Source organism: Bradyrhizobium sp. (assembly GCF_036009065.1).
Classification (GTDB): Bacteria; Pseudomonadota; Alphaproteobacteria; order Rhizobiales; family Xanthobacteraceae; genus Bradyrhizobium.
The window spans coordinates 65,034-81,721 of sequence record NZ_DASYMN010000371.1; the positions used below are offsets into that span (position 1 = coordinate 65,034).

A 16,688-nucleotide genomic window follows, 5' to 3' on the forward strand; every position below is an offset into this window, starting at 1 on the left:
GTTGTGGGGCTTCTTACGGGTCTTTCGGTACGCATCGCTGTCATTTTCCTTCTCGGCTTTTGCTGACTAATTCTTATGCAATCTTATGCAACGGCCATGCCAATGGCGAGAACCATTCGTTCAATTAATCGATGGCGGCACAATTGGTCGCGGGTTGGCTCGAACAACGGCCACCATGCCTGATCTGGCATCAAGCTTGCTTGCTAAAGCTCGAAAAACTTCCCCTCATGGAGCTTGGTGCATGCGCGTCCGAAACTCGATCATTGTAATGGCTCTCGCGGCCGGCATCGCCGCCGCTCCGGCACAAGCCGAACAGGTTGTGCGATACGGAATCTCGATGGCCGACATTCCGCTGACCACGGGCCAGCCGGACCGCGGCGCGGGCGCCTATCAGTTCACCGCCTACACGATCTACGATCCGCTGGTGGCGTGGGAGATGGACGTGGCCGACCGGCCGGGCAAACTGGTGCCGGGGCTCGCGACCGAGTGGAAGGTCGATGACACCGATAAGAAGAAGTGGCGGTTCACATTGCGCCAGGGCGTGAAATTCCATGACGGCAGCGACTTCAACGCCGACGCCGTGATCTGGAATCTCGACAAGGTGCTGAACGACAAGGCGCCGCAATTCGACAAGCGCCAGAGCGCGCAGGTCAAGACCCGCCTGCCCTCGGTCGCAAGCTACGCCAGGATCGACGATTCAACCATTGAGATCACCACCAAGGCCGTCGACTCGTTCTTCCCCTATCAGATGCTGTGGTTCCTGGTCTCAAGCCCGGCGCAATACGAAAAGCTCGGCAAGGACTGGGACAAGTTCGCCAGCCAGCCCTCGGGCACCGGACCGTTCAAGCTGACAAAACTAGTGCCGCGCGAACTCGCCGAACTGACGAAGAACGACGACTACTGGAACAAGAAGCGGCTTCCTAAAACCGACAGGCTGATCCTGATCCCGATGCCGGAAGCCTTGACGCGAACCAATGCGTTGCTGGCGGGACAAGTCGACCTGATCGAAACCCCGGCGCCCGATGCCGTGCCGCAGTTGAAATCCGCAGGGATGCGGATCGTCGACAACATCACGCCGCATGTCTGGAATTATCACTTAAGCGTGCTGCCGGGTTCGCCCTGGACCGACGTGCGCTTGCGCAAGGCGCTCAATCTCGCAATCGACCGCGACGCCGTGGTCGGATTGATGAATGGCCTCGCCAAACCCGCCAAGGGTCAGGTCGATCCATCGAATCCGTGGTTCGGCAAGCCGGCCTTTGACGTCAAATACGATCTCGCGGAGGCGAAGAAGCTGGTCAAGGAGGCTGGCTTTTCGCCGGAGAAGCCGCTGAAGGCGACGTTCATCATCGCGCAGGGCGGCACCGGGCAGATGCTGTCGCTGCCGATGAACGAATTCCTGCAGCAAAGTTTCAAGGAGATCGGCATCGACATCGACTTCAAGGTGGTCGAACTGGAAACGCTGTACACGCACTGGCGCAAGGGCGCGGCCGACGAAATGAACGCCCACATCACCGCCAACAACATCGCCTATGTGACCTCCGATCCGCTCTACGCCATCGTCCGCTTCTTCCACTCAGGCCAGATCGCACCGGTCGGCGTGAACTGGGGCGGCTACAAGAATCCGAAGGTCGATGCCTTGATCGACGAGGCCAAGCAGACCTTCGATCCGGCCAGGCAGGACGAATTGCTGGCGCAGGCGCATGCGCTGATCGTCGACGACGCCGTGCTGGTGTGGGTGGTCCACGACACCAACCCGCATGCGCTGTCGCCCAAGGTGAAGAAATTCGTGCAGGCGCAGCACTGGTTCCAGGATCTGACGACGATCGGGCTGGAGTGAGAGCGGGAGATGCCTGCTCGACCGCTTCCGGAAGCCGCAACTTGCGCGAGAGATAAGCCGCGACAAATCGACACGATGAGCGCTTCGGGTGCTCTCCCATTGTGCATGTTACGGTTCGGCGGCCATTAGTGCAACGCAAACTGATGTCGTAAAAGCACATCGCCTAAAAAACGGTCAAAGCACTCACAACCAGGTGGTGTGTGCTCTTGTGTCGCAGTCGGAGCCGTGAAAGCCTTTCCCCAACGACAACGCATCGGGGGATGGGGCGATGACTTCAACACGACACACCGCACTCGTTAGTGCATCGGTTTTGGCAATCAGCGCAGCGCTTTTGCCGATCGGCGAAGCCAAGGCGCAGACGACCTTCGGCACCATCCAGGCGTTCGGCGACAGTTACGCGGACACTGGAAACCTGTTCAAGATCCTCGGCCAGCCGAACCCGGTGCAATATCCCACCGGCCGGTTCAGCGGCGGCACCAACTTTGTCGACACCACCGCATCGCTGCTCGGAATTGGGCAAAACAATTTTGCCATCGGCGGCGCGACCACAGGCCCGACCAACGTTGTCGGCCCGGGCATTCCCGGCTTCAGGCAGGAATGGCAGGGGTTTGTCGCGGCGGGCAAGACAATCGCGCCATCCGATCTGGTCGAGATCAGCATCGGCGGCAATGATGCCCGCGCCTACTATATGACCGGCGGTACGCTGGCCGGAGTGAACGCGGCCGCCACCGTGAGCGCCAACCAGGCGCTGGCCGGCATCAATGCGCTTGTCGGCGCAGGCGCGCGCAACATCGTCTTCACGACCGGCGACGTCGGCCAGTTGCCCGAAGCCACCGGCAAGCCCGCCGCGACAATCGGCACGGCATTCAGCCAGAACTATAACGCTCAGATGCAGGCGGCGCTGGCCGACATTGCCCGTTCCGGCGTACGCGTCGAAATGGTCGACATCTCGCTGATCGGGACCCAGATCAAGGCGGATCCGGCACGCTTCGGCGTCGCCAATGTCGGCGCATGTCCGGTGGCCTGCATCGGGAATACGGCGCTGCAGAACCAGTTCCTGTTCTATTTCGATGGCGTACATCTGACATCGCTGGGTTTCACGATCGTCGGCGAATACATCGTCAACCGGCTCAATGCGCCGCTCACCATCGGGCCGCAGGGCGACGTCGGCCTGTCATCCGCGATGGGCTTTGCATCTACGCTGTTCGGCAGGCTCGATACCTTCCGCGAGACCAGCGGGTTCGCGGCGACCATGAATTCCTATGCGGCCGATCTCAAGGTGCCCTATACCAAGGCGCCGCCACCGCGGCCGGTCGCCTACAATCCGTGGTCGTTCTATATGCTGGCCAACGGCGCGGTCAGCGACCGGCAGGCCACCGTGGCTTCGAGAGGCTTTGATCTCGACAGCGTCGGCGGCACCATCGGAACCGAGTATCGCTTCAACAACAACGCGTTCGTGGGCGGCGCGTTCGATTACTCCAATCCGAAGGCACGGCTGTTCAACAACGCGGGCACCACCGAAGCCAACGCCTATCAGATCGGCGGCTACGGCGCATGGACCAACGCCAACTTCTTCCTGCAGGGCCTGGCCACCGTCGGCTGGCAGAACTATCGCAACGTCCGTCCGGGCGTCGTCGACATGATCACCTCGAATCCGGACGGCATGAGCGTCGTGGCGGCCGGCAAGGTCGGCTATTTGTTCGGCACGCCGGACAAGTTCCAGGTCGGCCCGATCGGCAGCCTGCTCTACGCCCGCGCCAAGGTAAACGGCTATACCGAAGCCGGCGATCCGGTGCTGACGCTTAATGTCGGCGAGCAGACCGCCGAGACCTTGATTGCCAGCGTCGGCGCGCAATTCCGGTTTCCGTTCTGGGTCAGCGGCAAGCTCATCAGCCCTTACGTGAATTTGACCGCGGATGACGACATCATCGGAAACGGGCGCATCATCCAGTTCGGCGCGACGTCGGCCCCGCTGATCATCAACAACTGGGCGATCGCGAATACGAATTCGCGCAACGTCTACGGCCGCGTGGCCGCCGGCGTCGTGGCGCCGGTCTGGAACAACATCGCGCTGATGGCGAATGTGTCGCAGACCTTTGCGCGGCAGGGCGGCAACGACTTCTACGGCAATGGCGGCCTGAAGATTTCGTTCTGATCGCCTCCTCACCTCTCCCCGCAGGGGAGAGGTCGGATGGCATCGAAGATGACATCCGGGTGAGGGGACCTTCCGCACATTCGGACTTGCGGATAGACCCCTCACCCGAAGCCTTCGCTGCGCTCCGGCTTCGACCTCTCCCCTGCGGGGAGAGGTAAGCTGGCAAGCTACTTCGTCAGCAGCGCGAAGGCGCCGTTCCAGTCCTGCGGCGGCGGATCCTTCTGGAAGTTGCGGATTCGCGTTTCGTAGAGAGTATAAAGCAGCTCGAGCGTGCGCGCGTCATCGGTGCGGCGGCCGCGCTCGATCGCCGCCAGCGCCCCCTGCCAGTCGCGGCTGCGGTAACATGCCAGCATCTCGATGGTCAGGTTGCGCAAGCGCTGGAAGCGGCCGGATTGCGCGATGTCCCGGCGGCCGGCGATGGCATAGATCACTTCCGGCTCGGTCTTGCCCTTCACCATGATGAAATCAAGCTCGAGGATCGCGAACCTGTCCCTGGCGGCGAGCGCGGTGTTGGAGCCGACGATGATCGGGAACCCGTACTCCTTGGATTGCCCCTCCAGCCGCGAGGCCAGATTGACGCTGTCGCCGAATACCGAATAATCGAAGCGCAGATCGGAGCCCATATTGCCGACCACGCAGGTGCCGGTATTCAATCCGACGCCGACGTTGAGCGGAATATACGCATGGCCGCCGTCCTGCGCTTCGGCCTGGCGCTCCCTGTTGAGCGCGTCGACCTGCTCCAGCATGTCGAGCGCGGCTTCGCAGGCGTTGATCTGATGCTCGTTGTCGTCGAGCGGCGCGTTCCAGAACGCCATGATGGCGTCGCCCATGTATTTGTCGATGGTACCCTTGCGATCGAGGATCGCATTGGTGAGCGGCGTCAGGAAGCGGTTCATCAGTTCGGTCAGCCCCCGCGGGTCATTCTTGTAGGTTTCCGAAATCGAGGTGAATCCCCTCATGTCGCTGAACATGACGGTCATCTCGCGCTCCTCGCCGCCGAGCACCAGTCTCTCCGGCGCCAGCGCCAGCTGTTCGACCAGCGCCGGCGACAGGTACCGGCCGAAGGCGGAGCGGATCTGTCGCCGCTGCGTCTGCTCGCGGGCGAAACTGAAAAAGATCAGGGTCAGATAGATCGCGGTGGTCGACAGCAGCGGATAAGTGGCATCGATCAGCAGCCGCTGCTGCGAATAGTAGTACCAGGAGGTTCCCACCAGCAGGGTTGCGAAAAATGCGCCGACAGCGACCAGCGATTTCGGCCCGAACATGGGGGCAAACCAGATCACCGCCACGCCGAGGATGACGGCCGACAGAAACTCGGCGAGCGCTCCCCAGATCGGCCGCGACAGTAATTGTCCGGTCAGCGCGGCCTCCAGCACCTGGGCGTGGATTTCGACTCCAGGCATCACCGGAGAGATCGGCGTGGTCTTGGCGTCCTGCAGACCGACGGCCGACGTCCCGATCAGCACCAGCCTGCCCGCAATCGTCTCTGCGTCGACTTTGCCTTCGAGCACGTCAGCCGCGGAGACGTAAATCGACGGATCGTTAGGTGCAAAATGCACCCAGAGCTGACCGTGGAGGTCGGTCGGGACTGCAAAACCCTCGACCGCAACGCTTGAGATGCCGACGTCAGTTGATTTGATGAGGATCGTATCGCTGCCGCTGGCCAGCCGCAGCATTTCAAAACTGAGCGACGGCATGGTTACGCCCTGCGCCAGCATGATTACCGGCACCCGCCGCACGATGCCGTCGCGCTCGGTCTTGATCGTCAGCAGACCGCGGCCGCTGGCGGCTAATTCCAACACCGGCGTGCTGCGCAGCAAGCCCGGAAATTCCAGCATGAAGCGCTGCGGATGCTCCTCACCCAACATCGCAAGCCCGGTCAGGGGCAACGCCTTGTCGAGTTCGGCCACGACATAAGGCAAGCCGGTTTCGCCGAGCGCCACGCGCGAGCGCCGCATCGCGTCCGCGAGGATATCGTCATTGCTGGGCAGCACGCGAAGTTTGGCCCGGGTCTCTTCGTCGAGGTTACGGAGGGTCTCGGCGGCGACTGCGGGATTAAGCCGGTCCGGCTCGGCGAACATGACGTCAAAACCGATCGCTGCAGGTCCGAGCCCCGTCAGATTGGTGACGAGATCGGCGACGAGGGTTCGCGGCCACGGCCACTGACCGAATTTCGCCAGACTCCTTTCATCGATATTGACGATGCGGACCGGCCTTGCGGTCTTCACGCGGGGATCGATGACCTGGAAGGTATCGAAGGTCCTGACGCGGAATTCCTCGATCGGCGCCGGATCGGCGACGCGAAGCGCTGCAAGGCCGACCAGGAGTCCCACGCACAGCAGCCTCGCATAACCGAACCGCCGCTTGAACCACCGTCGCAATATCCGCAGTCGCTTCATGCCGGCTAGGTATCACGCTCGGGCAGGCGCAGCCATTCCATTGTCAGGCAAGGTTGCCACCGCGATCCGGTTGCAAAGCGCCAGCTAGTCGATCTTCACGCCTTTCTGCTCCCACCGTCCTGGATTGAGCACCGCCCCCGATACCTCGCATCGGTTGACGCCATCCTTGGCGCAGGCATACGATTGCTTTCAGGTCCATCAGAGACCACTGGGAGGAAATGATGACACGGCTCACCCCGCATGCCGGTTTCGTATCCCGTTTTTTCCGTGACATCCTGACAGCCGGGCTCAGCTCGGCCCTGCTTTGCAGCGGCGCGCTCGCGCAGACCAAGGGATCGCCCGAACATATCAAGGCGGTGACATCGGCGGTCGACAGCGCTTCGATCAAGGCCAACACCGCGACCTCGAACGACTGGCCGACCATCGGGCTCGACTACGCCGAAACGCGCTTTTCCAAACTCAACAAGATCAATACCGACAACGTCAAGCAACTCGGACTGGTGTGGAGCTATCCGCTGGAATCCTCCCGCGGCGTCGAAGCGACGCCGGTCGTGGTCGACGGCATCATGTATGTGACGGCCTCGTGGAGCGTGGTGCATGCCATCGACGCCCGCAGCGGCAAGAGAATCTGGACCTTCGATCCCGGCGTCGATCGCGAGAAGGGCTACAAGGGCTGCTGCGACGTCGTCAATCGCGGCGTCGCGCTTTACAAAGGCAAGGTTTTCGTCGGCGCCTATGACGGACGCCTGATCGCGCTCGACGCGGTGACGGGGGCGAAGGTCTGGGAAAAGGATACGCTGATCGACAAGGAGCATTCCTACACCATCACCGGCGCGCCGCGCGTCTTCAACGGCCGTGTGGTGATCGGCAATGGCGGCGCGGAATACGGCGCACGCGGCTACGTCACCGCCTATGACGCCGAAACCGGCAACCAGGCGTGGCGCTGGTTCACGGTGCCCGGCGATCCCGGCAAGCCATTCGAGGATGAATCGATGGCGGCCGCGGCCAAGACCTGGGATCCGGCCGGCAAATACTGGATCAATGGCGGCGGCGGCACCGCCTGGGACACCATCACCTTCGATCCCGATCTCAACATGGTCTATATCGGCACCGGCAACGGCTCGCCGTGGAATCGGGATCTGCGCAGCCCCGCCGGCGGCGACAACCTCTACCTCGCCTCGCTGGTGGCGCTGAACGCCGATACCGGCAAATACATCTGGCACTATCAGGAAAATCCCGGCGACCACTGGGATTACACCTCCACCCAGCCGATGATCCTGGCCGACCTCAACATCGACGGCGCGCCGCGAAAGGTCATTCTGCACGCGCCGAAGAACGGATTCTTTTTCGTCGTCGACCGCACCAACGGCAAGTTCATCTCGGCGAAGAATTTTGTCGATGTGAACTGGGCCACCGGCTACGGCGCCGATGGACGGCCGATCGAGATCCCGGAGGCACGCGGAGCGGAGGCCCGCGACAGCATCCCCGGCCCATTCGGCGCCCACAACTGGCACCCGATGTCGTACAATCCGCAGACCGGCCTCGTCTATCTGCCGGCGCAGGGCGTGCCCTTGAACCTGACGCCGGAAAAGACGCTGAAGCAAAACGACGCGACGCCAGGCAAATTCGCCGCGGCGGCCGGCTGGAACGTCGGCTTCATGCTCAACGCCACGCCGCCGAAGAACCCGGCCTTCGGACGTCTGCTGGCCTGGGATCCGGTGAAACAGAAGGAAGCCTGGCGGGCGGAATATGTCGCGCCATGGAACGGCGGCACGCTGACGACCGCCGGAAATCTGGTGTTCCAGGGCACCGCCGACGGGCGCTTCATCGCCTACAACGCCACCTCGGGCGAAAAGCTCTGGGAGACGCCGACCGGCACCGGCGTCGTCGCCGCAGCTTCCACCTACATGATCGACGGCAAGCAATATGTGTCGGTCGCGGTCGGCTGGGGCGGCGTATTCGGCATCTCGCAACGCGTCACCGAGCTGCAAAGCCCCGGCACGGTCTACACCTTCGCGATCGACGGCAAGGCGCCACCGCCGGCCTTTGTGAAGTACCAGACCGAAGGCCTGCTCGCCGGCGTGAAATACGATCCGAAAGACGTGCCCGAAGGCACCGCGATCTATGTCGCCGCTTGCGCCCAATGCCATGGCGTGCCCGGCGTCGACAAGGGCGGCAACGTCAAGAACCTCGGCTATGTCTCGACCGAGACCATCGCCAACCTGAAAGATTTCGTGTTCAAGGGCCCGTTCAGGGACCAGGGCATGCCGGATTTTTCCGGCAAGCTGACGGAAGCCGACGTGGTGAAAATCCAGGCCTTCATTCAGGGCACCGCCGACGCGATCCGCCCGAAGTAGAGAACGAACCACCTCGTGTCCCGGACGCGGTGCGGCATCCTTCATGCCGCTCCGCAGAGCCGGGATCGTACCGAACACACCGTCATGGCCGGGCTTGACCCGGCCATCCATCTTCTTCGCAAGACTCTTCCGAAGAGGATGGATACGCGGGTCAAGCCCGCGCATGACGAGGTCATCGATGCTATGAAGCGCCATGCGGACAGAAAAACAGAAAATGCTGGCGGGGGAATTGTACCGCGCCGGCGATCCGGAAATTCAGGCCGATCAGGCAGCGGCAAAAGCATGGATGGTGCGTTACAACGCGGCGCTCGCCGCGTCCGCTGCGGAAAGGCGCGCGCTGCTTCGTGAACTGCTGCCCGAGGTCGGCGACGGCGCGGTAATCCGGCCGCCGTTCCATTGCGACTTCGGCTACAACATCAGGCTCGGCCCGGACGTATTCCTCAACTTCAATTGCGTCATCCTCGATGTCGTCGCCGTGACCATCGGGGCTGGCACGCAGATCGGGCCGGCGGTCCAGATCTATACCGCGGATCATCCGCGCGATCCGGCGTTGCGAAAAACCGGCGCCGAGTTCGGCCGCCCGGTATCGATCGGGCAGAACGTGTGGATCGGCGGCGGCGCGATCATCCTGCCGGGGGTAAGCATCGGCGACGACGCCGTGGTCGGGGCGGGTGCGGTGGTCACCCGGGATGTACCGCAGCACGCGACCGTGCTCGGCAATCCGGCGCGGCAAAAGAAGTAAGCCGCGGTGGAATTCGTGTCCCGGACGCGGTGCGGCATTCTTCATGCCGCTCCGCAGAGCCGGGACCGCACCAAAACACAGAACCGTCATGGCCGGGCTTGACCCGGCCATCCATCGTCTTCGCAAGGCTCTTCTGAAGGGGGATGGAAGCGCGGGCCTTCGCCTCGCCAAAGGGGCTTCGCCCCGCAGGCGGGTCAAGCCCGCGCATGACGAGAGAATTGTGCTCTTTACTGCCCCGGCTCTGCAGCGCACCGCTTCGCGAAGGGCTACGCGCTGCGCTGCGTCCGGGGCACGCCGACCGCCGTAATTCACCCACCCGATTCACCGCGCCGAAACATCTTCGGTCCATGGTGCGCCCGCCAACGCAAACCCTGGATCGTCCCGGCCATGAAACATATGCAGCAGCCGCCGGCCCTCGAGCTGCGAGGGTTAACGAAGCGTTTCGACCGCCCCGCGGTCGATGCGCTCGACCTCACCGTGCGCGCCGGCGAATTCTATGCGCTGCTCGGACCCAACGGCGCCGGCAAGACCACGACGCTGCGCATGGTGGCCGGCCTGCTGCGGCCCGATGCGGGATCGGTATCGGTGCTGGGCATCGACGCGCTCAGCGATCCCGTTGCGGCCAAGCAGGTCACGGCATGGGTTTCCGACGAGCCGATGGTCTACGACAAGCTGACGCCGCTGGAATATCTGGAATTCGTCGCCGGCCTGTGGGGCATCGATCCGGCAAGCTCGGAGCCTTCCGCGCGAAAACTTCTGGGCTCGCTCGGGCTGCAGCCGCACCTGCACCAGCGCTGCGAAGGATTTTCCAAGGGCATGCGCCAGAAGGTGGCGCTGGCCGGCGCGCTGGTGCACGACCCCCGGCTGATCATCCTCGATGAGCCGCTCACCGGCCTCGACGCGGTGTCCGCGCGTCACGTCAAGGGCCTGCTGCAGGATCGCGTACGCTTAGGCTGCACCGTGATCATGACCACGCATATTCTGGAAGTGGCCGAGCGGATGGCCGATCGCATCGGCGTCATCGCGTCGGGACGGCTGATCGCCGAGGGAACGCTGGCCGAACTGCGCCAGCAGAACGGACGCAACGACACCAGCCTCGAAGACATGTTCATCGCGCTTGTCGACCTCGAGACCGAGGCGGCGTGAGGTCGTCGGCGGCACTGGCATGGTTCGCCCGGCACGAAATCCGGCTGGCATGGCGCGAAGCGATCGCCATGATGAGCGCGGGGCGCTTTCGCAGGCGCAGCACCGTGATCTGGCTGGTCGCCTTTATTGCGATCATGCATCTGGCGGCCTATGCCGTGATCGGCCGCTTTGCGGATCTCGAGCGCCCGCCGGACAAGCCGGCGCTGATCGTGATCACCGCCTGTGCTTTCCTGGCGTGGGCCCTGATGCTGTCGCAGGCCATCGAATCGGTGACCCGGGTGTTCTATGCGCGCGCCGATCTCGATCTGATCATGTCGTCGCCGGTGGCGTTATCGAATGTGTTCTCGGTGCGCATCGCGGCAATCGCGCTCACCGTCATCATGATGGCGCTGCTGCTCGCGACGCCGTTCGTCAACATTCTGGTGCTCGGCGGCGGCTTGCGATGGCTCGCGGCCTACGGTGTCGTGACCGCGATCGGCCTGTCGGCGGCTGCGGTTGCGGTTGCGGTGACGGTCGCGCTGTTTCGCAGCATCGGACCAGGCCGGACCCGCCTCGTGGCGCAGATCGTCGCCGCCGTGATCGGCGCCGGCTTCGTCATCGCGCTGCAGGTCGCCGCGATCCTGTCCACCGGCACGCTGTCGCGGTTCGCGGTCCTGACCTCCGATGCCGCGGCGGCGTTCGCGCCCGATCCGGGCAGTGTTCTGTGGTGGCCGGCGCGCGCGATGCTCGGCGACGGCGAAGCACTGCTGTGCCTGCTGGCCTCGGGTCTCGTCATGCTCGGCGCCGTCATGGCGATTTTTTCGCCGCGATTTGCCGATCATGTGATCCGCGTCTCGGCCGCGGCGGTGGCCCACCGCGGTCATGGCGCAAAACCGTTCCGCGCAGGCTCGCGAGGGCAGGCGCTGCGGCGCAAGGAATTCGTGTTGCTGCGCCGCGATCCCTGGCTGGTGTCGCAGACGCTGATGCAGCTCTTGTACCTGGTGCCGCCGGCGCTGATGCTGTGGCGAAGTTTTGCCGACAACTCCAGCGCGATTCTGCTGATCACGCCGGTCATCGTGATGGCGGCGGGGCAGTTGGCGGGCGGCCTCGCCTGGCTGGCGATTTCGGGCGAGGACGCTGCCGATCTGGTCGCGACCGCGCCGCTGCCGGTCTCAAGCGTCACCCGCGCCAAGATCGAGGTGGTGCTGATCGGTATCGGTGTCATTTTCGCGCCGCTGATCGTGGCGCTGATCTTCGCCTCGCCGCTGCAGGCGGCGGTGACGGCGCTGGGCGTCGCGATCGCCGCGGCGTCGGCGACCGCGATCAGCTGTGGTTCCGGGTGCAGGCGCGGCGCGGCCAGTTTCGCCGCCGCCAGACGTCGTCGCGGCTTGCAACCTTCGCGGAGGCGTTCTCATCGATCGGATGGGCCGCGACCGCGGCGCTGGCGCTCGCATGGCCGGCGGTGGCGGTCGTGACCGGATTGATGACCGCAGGCATATTGGCAGCGACGTGGAAGATCAGTCCCGAGCGGCGATGACTAGTGGCTGCCAAACGGTTTTCAGGTAATCTCTGGTTCCAATCGCGGACGGTTCCAGCCAGCGGAACTGAATCCGGCACGTTCGGTTGGAACGCACCCTTATAACGTCTGTAGCGAAAGCGGCCGACGCCGATACGGAAGCCACAATGACCTTGCATCGCGACATTTACTGGCTCGGACGCCAATGGGCCGTCACCGGTCACGGCATCCAGGCCGTCAACAAGAAGCTCAACATGCGGTTCGACGTCGAGGCGTCGCGTATCTGGGACGAGGGCGCGGATGCGCCGATGCGGGAGTTGGCCTGGTTCGATGCCGAGGATTTTGCCGAGGCCTTGCGCGTCGCAAGGGGGCTGTCGCAGGAGACCCCGGCCAAGTTTCAGCCTCTGGCCGGCGGCGAAAAATAGCGCCATCACGATCCGGTCAAATGTGAACTGCGTCACAAACGCGGTTTGGCGCGCGTGTTACTGGCGCGTTCATGTTCGCTCCGGCAAATCAGCAACGGTCGTACGCAGAAGCCACAGTCGGTGTCACCGCGCCGTCGCCTGTCAAGGTTAACATGCAATTGCGATCACAATCGCCACTGCGGCATTAATGAAATATTGACTCAGATTGGGATGCCAAATATCAGAAGTTGCGGAGAAATTCCGCACACTGGCCTCGACCAGTTCCGGATTCAATCACTCCGGTTGTGATCTCGCAGAGATGCTACGTGATCGAGAAAGTTAGAGTGATCTTTATAGGGGGATCGTGATGTCTTTCTGCGACACAATGATCGAAACAGTATTGGGCAAGCCTGCTGTTCCGGAAGACACCACCTTCACGATATTTTTGGCCCATGTTGCGTTTCGGGGAACAGAGCGATGACGAATTTTTTCACACTGACGCCGGGGCTGGACAATTTCACTGGGGTAGCTGGCGACGATAACCAGTTCAACTTCACGCCAGCGACACTTCAATCGACCGATACGGTGACCGGCGGCGCCACCGCAGGTTTCCTCGACATTCTGATAGCGACGGCCGGCGGCACGATCTCGGCATCGCAATTCTCCGGCGTCACCCAGATCGAGCAGCTCAATCTTTCCGGCTTCGGCAACGATGTCACGCTGACCAACGGCCTCGTTGCAGGCAGCACCAACAGCTATTTCGCGGTAGTCGGTGGCGCCGGCAACGATGTTGTCGACGCCAGCGCAATCACCGTCAAACCGATCGTGTTTTTCGGCGGCGCAGGCAGCGACACATTCAAAGGCGGTACCGGAAACGACGCGTTCTTCATCGCCGCGGCCGACCTGACCTCCGCCGACATCCTCCAGGGCGCCACCGGGTCCGACACGCTCTACCTTACGACCGCCGGTACGCTCGGCGCATCCGCCTTTGCCGGCGTCACCAGCCTCGAGGCTCTGGTGCTCGCGAACGGCACCAACGACATGACGCTGACGGACGGCCTGGTGGCAGGCACCACGTCGGGCGCGTTCACGGTGGTCGATGGCGGCGGCAATACGACGGTGGACGCCAGCACCGTTACCGCCACGCCGATCGTGTTTATCGCCAGCGCCGGCAGCAGTGTATTCAAGGGTGGGCAGAGCAACGACGCAGTCTTCATCACCGCGGCCGACCTCACGTCGGCCGACACCATTCAGGGCGGTACCGGTGTAGACAACCTGTATTTCACCGCCGCCGGCACGGTCGCCGCGGCCGCTTTCACCAATGTGACCGGCATTGAAGGCATCGGCCTTGGCGGTCTCGGCAACAACCTGACCCTGACAAACGGGCTGGTCGGCAGTTCCAGCAACGGCACCTTCGTCGTCGTCAACAATGCCGGCACCAATGTCGTCGATGCCAGCGGCGTCACCAACGGCACTACCCTCGCATTTTTTGCCGGTACCGGCGCCGATACGTTTCGCGGCGGCAATGGCACCAATGGCTACGTATTCACGGCCGCTCAGCTCACCAGCGCCGATACGGTGCAGGGCGGCTCGGGCCTCGACAATTTGATCTTCAACACGGCTGGAACACTCGGCGCGAGCGCGTTCAGCAACGTCACCGGGATCGAAGATCTCGTGCTTGCGAACGGCACCAACGCCGTGACGCTGACCAACGGCCTCGTTGCCAATACCAGCATTGGATATTTCATCGTCGCGGGCGGCACCGGCAACGATGCAGTCGACGCCAGCGGTGTCACCAACGGTACGGCGATCGCGTTTTACGGCACCACCGGAGGCAACGACAGCTTCACCGGCGGCAACGGCAATGATTCGTTCCTGTTCACGGCCGGTCAGTTGACGGCGGCCGACGCCGTTATCGGCGGCGGCGGCGCGGACACGCTGTGGATGACCACGGCGGGAACGACCAACACCGCGGACCTTGCCGGGGTTTCCGGTATCGAAGGCGTATTCCTGCAGAATGGCGGAACCTTCAATCTTGCGAACGGCATTACGGCGGCCGCAACCCTGGCCGCCGTCGGATCGGCTGCGGTCGACACCTTCGACGCCTCGACGGTCACAGGCTATGGCGTGAGCTTTACCGGCAATGGCGGCGCCGACGTCCTCAGGGGCGGCAGCCAGAACGATACCTTCTTCATTGCCGACAGCGCCTTCGCTACTATCAACGGCAATGGCGGCATCGACCGCATCACGCTGACGGCAGCGTCGCAGTCGTTCAACCTGACCGCCAACGCGGCGAAGATCTCCAACCTGGAAGTCATCGACCTCAGCAGCTCGCCCAATTCCACGCTGACGCTGGCCGGCACCGATATCGCGCAGATCAATGCAAGCGGCACCAGCCTGTACGTCGTCGGCGACGTCGACGACACCGTCAACGCGGGCAACGGCTACACCCAGATCGCTTCCGGCGTCGTCAACAACGCCGTGGCACCGGGTCGCACCTTTTATGAGTACCAACACAGCAGCGGCTCGTTGCTGTTCATCGACAGCGCGATCACCGCGCAGACGGCGACGACGGGCAATGGTTCGACCAGCGTGCCCGAGGGGACGGCGGCCGGCGCCACCGTGTTCAACGCGCAGCAGGCCGGAGCCACCACCTACGTACTCGGCGGCGCCGATGCCGCGCTGTTCAGCATCGACGGCACCGGCCACATCTCCTTCAACGCCTCGCCGGACTTCGAGACGCCCCACGATCAGGGACCCAACAACGTCTACGATCTCACGGTCACCTCATCCAACGGCACAGCCACGCCCAATTTCGTCCAGGCGGTCGCCATCACCGTCACCGATATCAACGACAGCGCACCGCAGTTCACGTCCGGCGCAACAGCGACCACGCCCGAGAACGTCGCGACCACGACGCCGGTTTATACCGCGCATGCCACCGACGCCGACGCCAGCAGCACCGTAAGCTATGCGCTCGCAAGCGGCGGCGACAATGCTCTGTTCGATATCAACAGCTTGACCGGCGCGGTGACTTTCCATGCGTCGCCCAATTTCGAAAATCCGCAGGATGCCGGCCACGACAACATCTACGACATCAGCGTCGTCGCCTCCGACGGCGTGCCGGCGCATAATACGACGCAAGCGGTTACCATCACCGTCACCGACGTGAACGACCCCCCGGTGATTACCTCGAATGGCGGCGGCGACACGGCGTCGGTCGGCGTCAACGAGAACTCCACCGCGGTAACCACGGTGACCGCGACCGATCCGGACGTTCCGGCACAGACCCTGACCTATTCGGTGGTAAACGGCGCCGGCTCGCCGGACGCCTCGAAATTCGGCATCGACCCCAGCGGCCATCTCTTCTTCCTCTCGGCGCCCAACTTCGAAGCCCCAGGGTCGGCCGCCGGCAGCAACACTTACACCGTGCAGGTGCTGGTTGCCGACAGCGGCGTTCTTACGGCGCACGATATCCAGACCATCACGGTCAATGTCCAGGGCGTCAACGAGGCGCCGGTGAACGGCATTCCGGGCGCGCAGACGATCGACGAGGACACCGCCCTGGTGTTCAGCGCCGCCCACAGCAACGCGATCGCGATTTCGGACGTGGACGCCAATGGCGGCAATGAGACCGTGACATTGTCGGTTGGGAGCGGCGCGCTGACGCTGAACGGCACCGCCGGCCTTGCTTTCGCCCTGGGCGACGGCACCGCTGATTCTACGATGACCTTCTCGGGCACGCTCGCCGCCATCAATGCCGCGCTGAGCGGGATGGCCTATCAGGGCAACCCGAACTTCCAGGGGTCGGATACGCTGCACATCACCACCAACGACACCGGCAATACCGGCAGCGGCGGCTTCCAGACCGACACCGACACCGTCGCCATCACTGTCAGTGCGGTCAACGACACGCCGAGCTTCACGGTCGGCGGAACCCAGAGCGTGCTGGAAGATTCCGGCCTGCACACGGTTAACGGCTTCATCACCGGCATCTCGCCCGGCCCGGCCGACGAAGCCGGCCAGACCGTCGACTTCATCACCGACAACGACAACCACGCGCTGTTCCTGGTGCAGCCGACCATCGATGCCAGCGGCAACCTCAGCTATACGACGGCAGCCAACGCCAATGGCAGCGCCACCGTGACGGTGC

The 16,688-nt window shown here is 63.3% G+C and carries 8 protein-coding genes and 1 pseudogene; 8 read left to right on the forward strand and 1 reads right to left on the reverse strand.

Translation table 11 applies throughout. The features are described from left to right. The first annotated feature begins 241 nt into the window (after positions 1 to 241). Positions 242 to 1,837, forward strand: a complete 1,596-nt coding sequence (locus VGP39_RS22775; RefSeq protein ID WP_327570353.1) for an ABC transporter substrate-binding protein — start codon at positions 242 to 244, stop codon at positions 1,835 to 1,837. Positions 1,838 to 2,105: 268 nt separating this feature from the next. Beyond that, positions 2,106 to 3,992: an autotransporter domain-containing protein gene (locus VGP39_RS22780; protein ID WP_327570354.1), complete on the forward strand. Its 1,887-nt coding sequence runs from the start codon at positions 2,106 to 2,108 to the stop codon at positions 3,990 to 3,992. Positions 3,993 to 4,159: 167 nt separating this feature from the next. Here the strand turns inward: VGP39_RS22780 and VGP39_RS22785 are convergent, their stop codons facing one another. Beyond that, complete coding sequence (locus VGP39_RS22785; RefSeq protein WP_327570355.1) at positions 4,160 to 6,391, reverse strand: adenylate/guanylate cyclase domain-containing protein; 2,232 nt, start codon at positions 6,389 to 6,391, stop codon at positions 4,160 to 4,162. A 221-nt stretch (positions 6,392 to 6,612) separates the two neighbouring features. Between VGP39_RS22785 and VGP39_RS22790 the strand changes: the two genes are divergently transcribed. The 6 genes and pseudogenes from VGP39_RS22790 to VGP39_RS22815 form a co-directional block, all read left to right on the forward strand. Continuing rightward, complete coding sequence (locus VGP39_RS22790; protein ID WP_327570356.1) at positions 6,613 to 8,748, forward strand: PQQ-dependent dehydrogenase, methanol/ethanol family; 2,136 nt, start codon at positions 6,613 to 6,615, stop codon at positions 8,746 to 8,748. A 193-nt stretch (positions 8,749 to 8,941) separates the two neighbouring features. After that, entirely contained in the window at positions 8,942 to 9,490 is a 549-nt protein-coding gene (locus VGP39_RS22795) for a sugar O-acetyltransferase (protein WP_327570357.1), read from the forward strand. 396 nt (positions 9,491 to 9,886) lie between these two features. Next, the gene (locus tag VGP39_RS22800) at positions 9,887 to 10,636 is read left to right on the forward strand and encodes an ABC transporter ATP-binding protein (RefSeq protein WP_327570361.1); all 750 of its coding nucleotides are present in this window, start codon (positions 9,887 to 9,889) and stop codon (positions 10,634 to 10,636) included. After that, positions 10,633 to 12,152 (forward strand): annotated as a pseudogene (locus VGP39_RS22805) (permease). Before VGP39_RS22800 ends, VGP39_RS22805 begins: the two are co-directional and overlap by 4 nt. Positions 12,153 to 12,298: 146 nt before the next feature. Continuing rightward, positions 12,299 to 12,556 (forward strand): hypothetical protein, encoded by a 258-nt coding sequence (locus VGP39_RS22810; RefSeq protein ID WP_327570358.1) that lies wholly within the window; start codon positions 12,299 to 12,301, stop codon positions 12,554 to 12,556. 456 nt (positions 12,557 to 13,012) lie between these two features. After that, positions 13,013 to 16,688, forward strand: a 3,676-nt coding sequence (locus tag VGP39_RS22815) for a beta strand repeat-containing protein (protein WP_327570359.1), incomplete at its 3' end; no start/stop codon positions are given.

Coding starts and splice junctions, on each gene's coding strand:
- VGP39_RS22795 (WP_327570357.1), top strand. CDS start 8,942: ATGCGGACAGAAAAACAGAAAATGCTGGCGGGGGAATTGTACCGCGCC.
- VGP39_RS22800 (WP_327570361.1), top strand. CDS start 9,887: ATGCAGCAGCCGCCGGCCCTCGAGCTGCGAGGGTTAACGAAGCGTTTC.
- VGP39_RS22810 (WP_327570358.1), top strand. CDS start 12,299: ATGACCTTGCATCGCGACATTTACTGGCTCGGACGCCAATGGGCCGTC.
- VGP39_RS22785 (WP_327570355.1), bottom strand. CDS start 6,391: ATGAAGCGACTGCGGATATTGCGACGGTGGTTCAAGCGGCGGTTCGGT.
- VGP39_RS22790 (WP_327570356.1), top strand. CDS start 6,613: ATGACACGGCTCACCCCGCATGCCGGTTTCGTATCCCGTTTTTTCCGT.
- VGP39_RS22775 (WP_327570353.1), top strand. CDS start 242: ATGCGCGTCCGAAACTCGATCATTGTAATGGCTCTCGCGGCCGGCATC.
- VGP39_RS22780 (WP_327570354.1), top strand. CDS start 2,106: ATGACTTCAACACGACACACCGCACTCGTTAGTGCATCGGTTTTGGCA.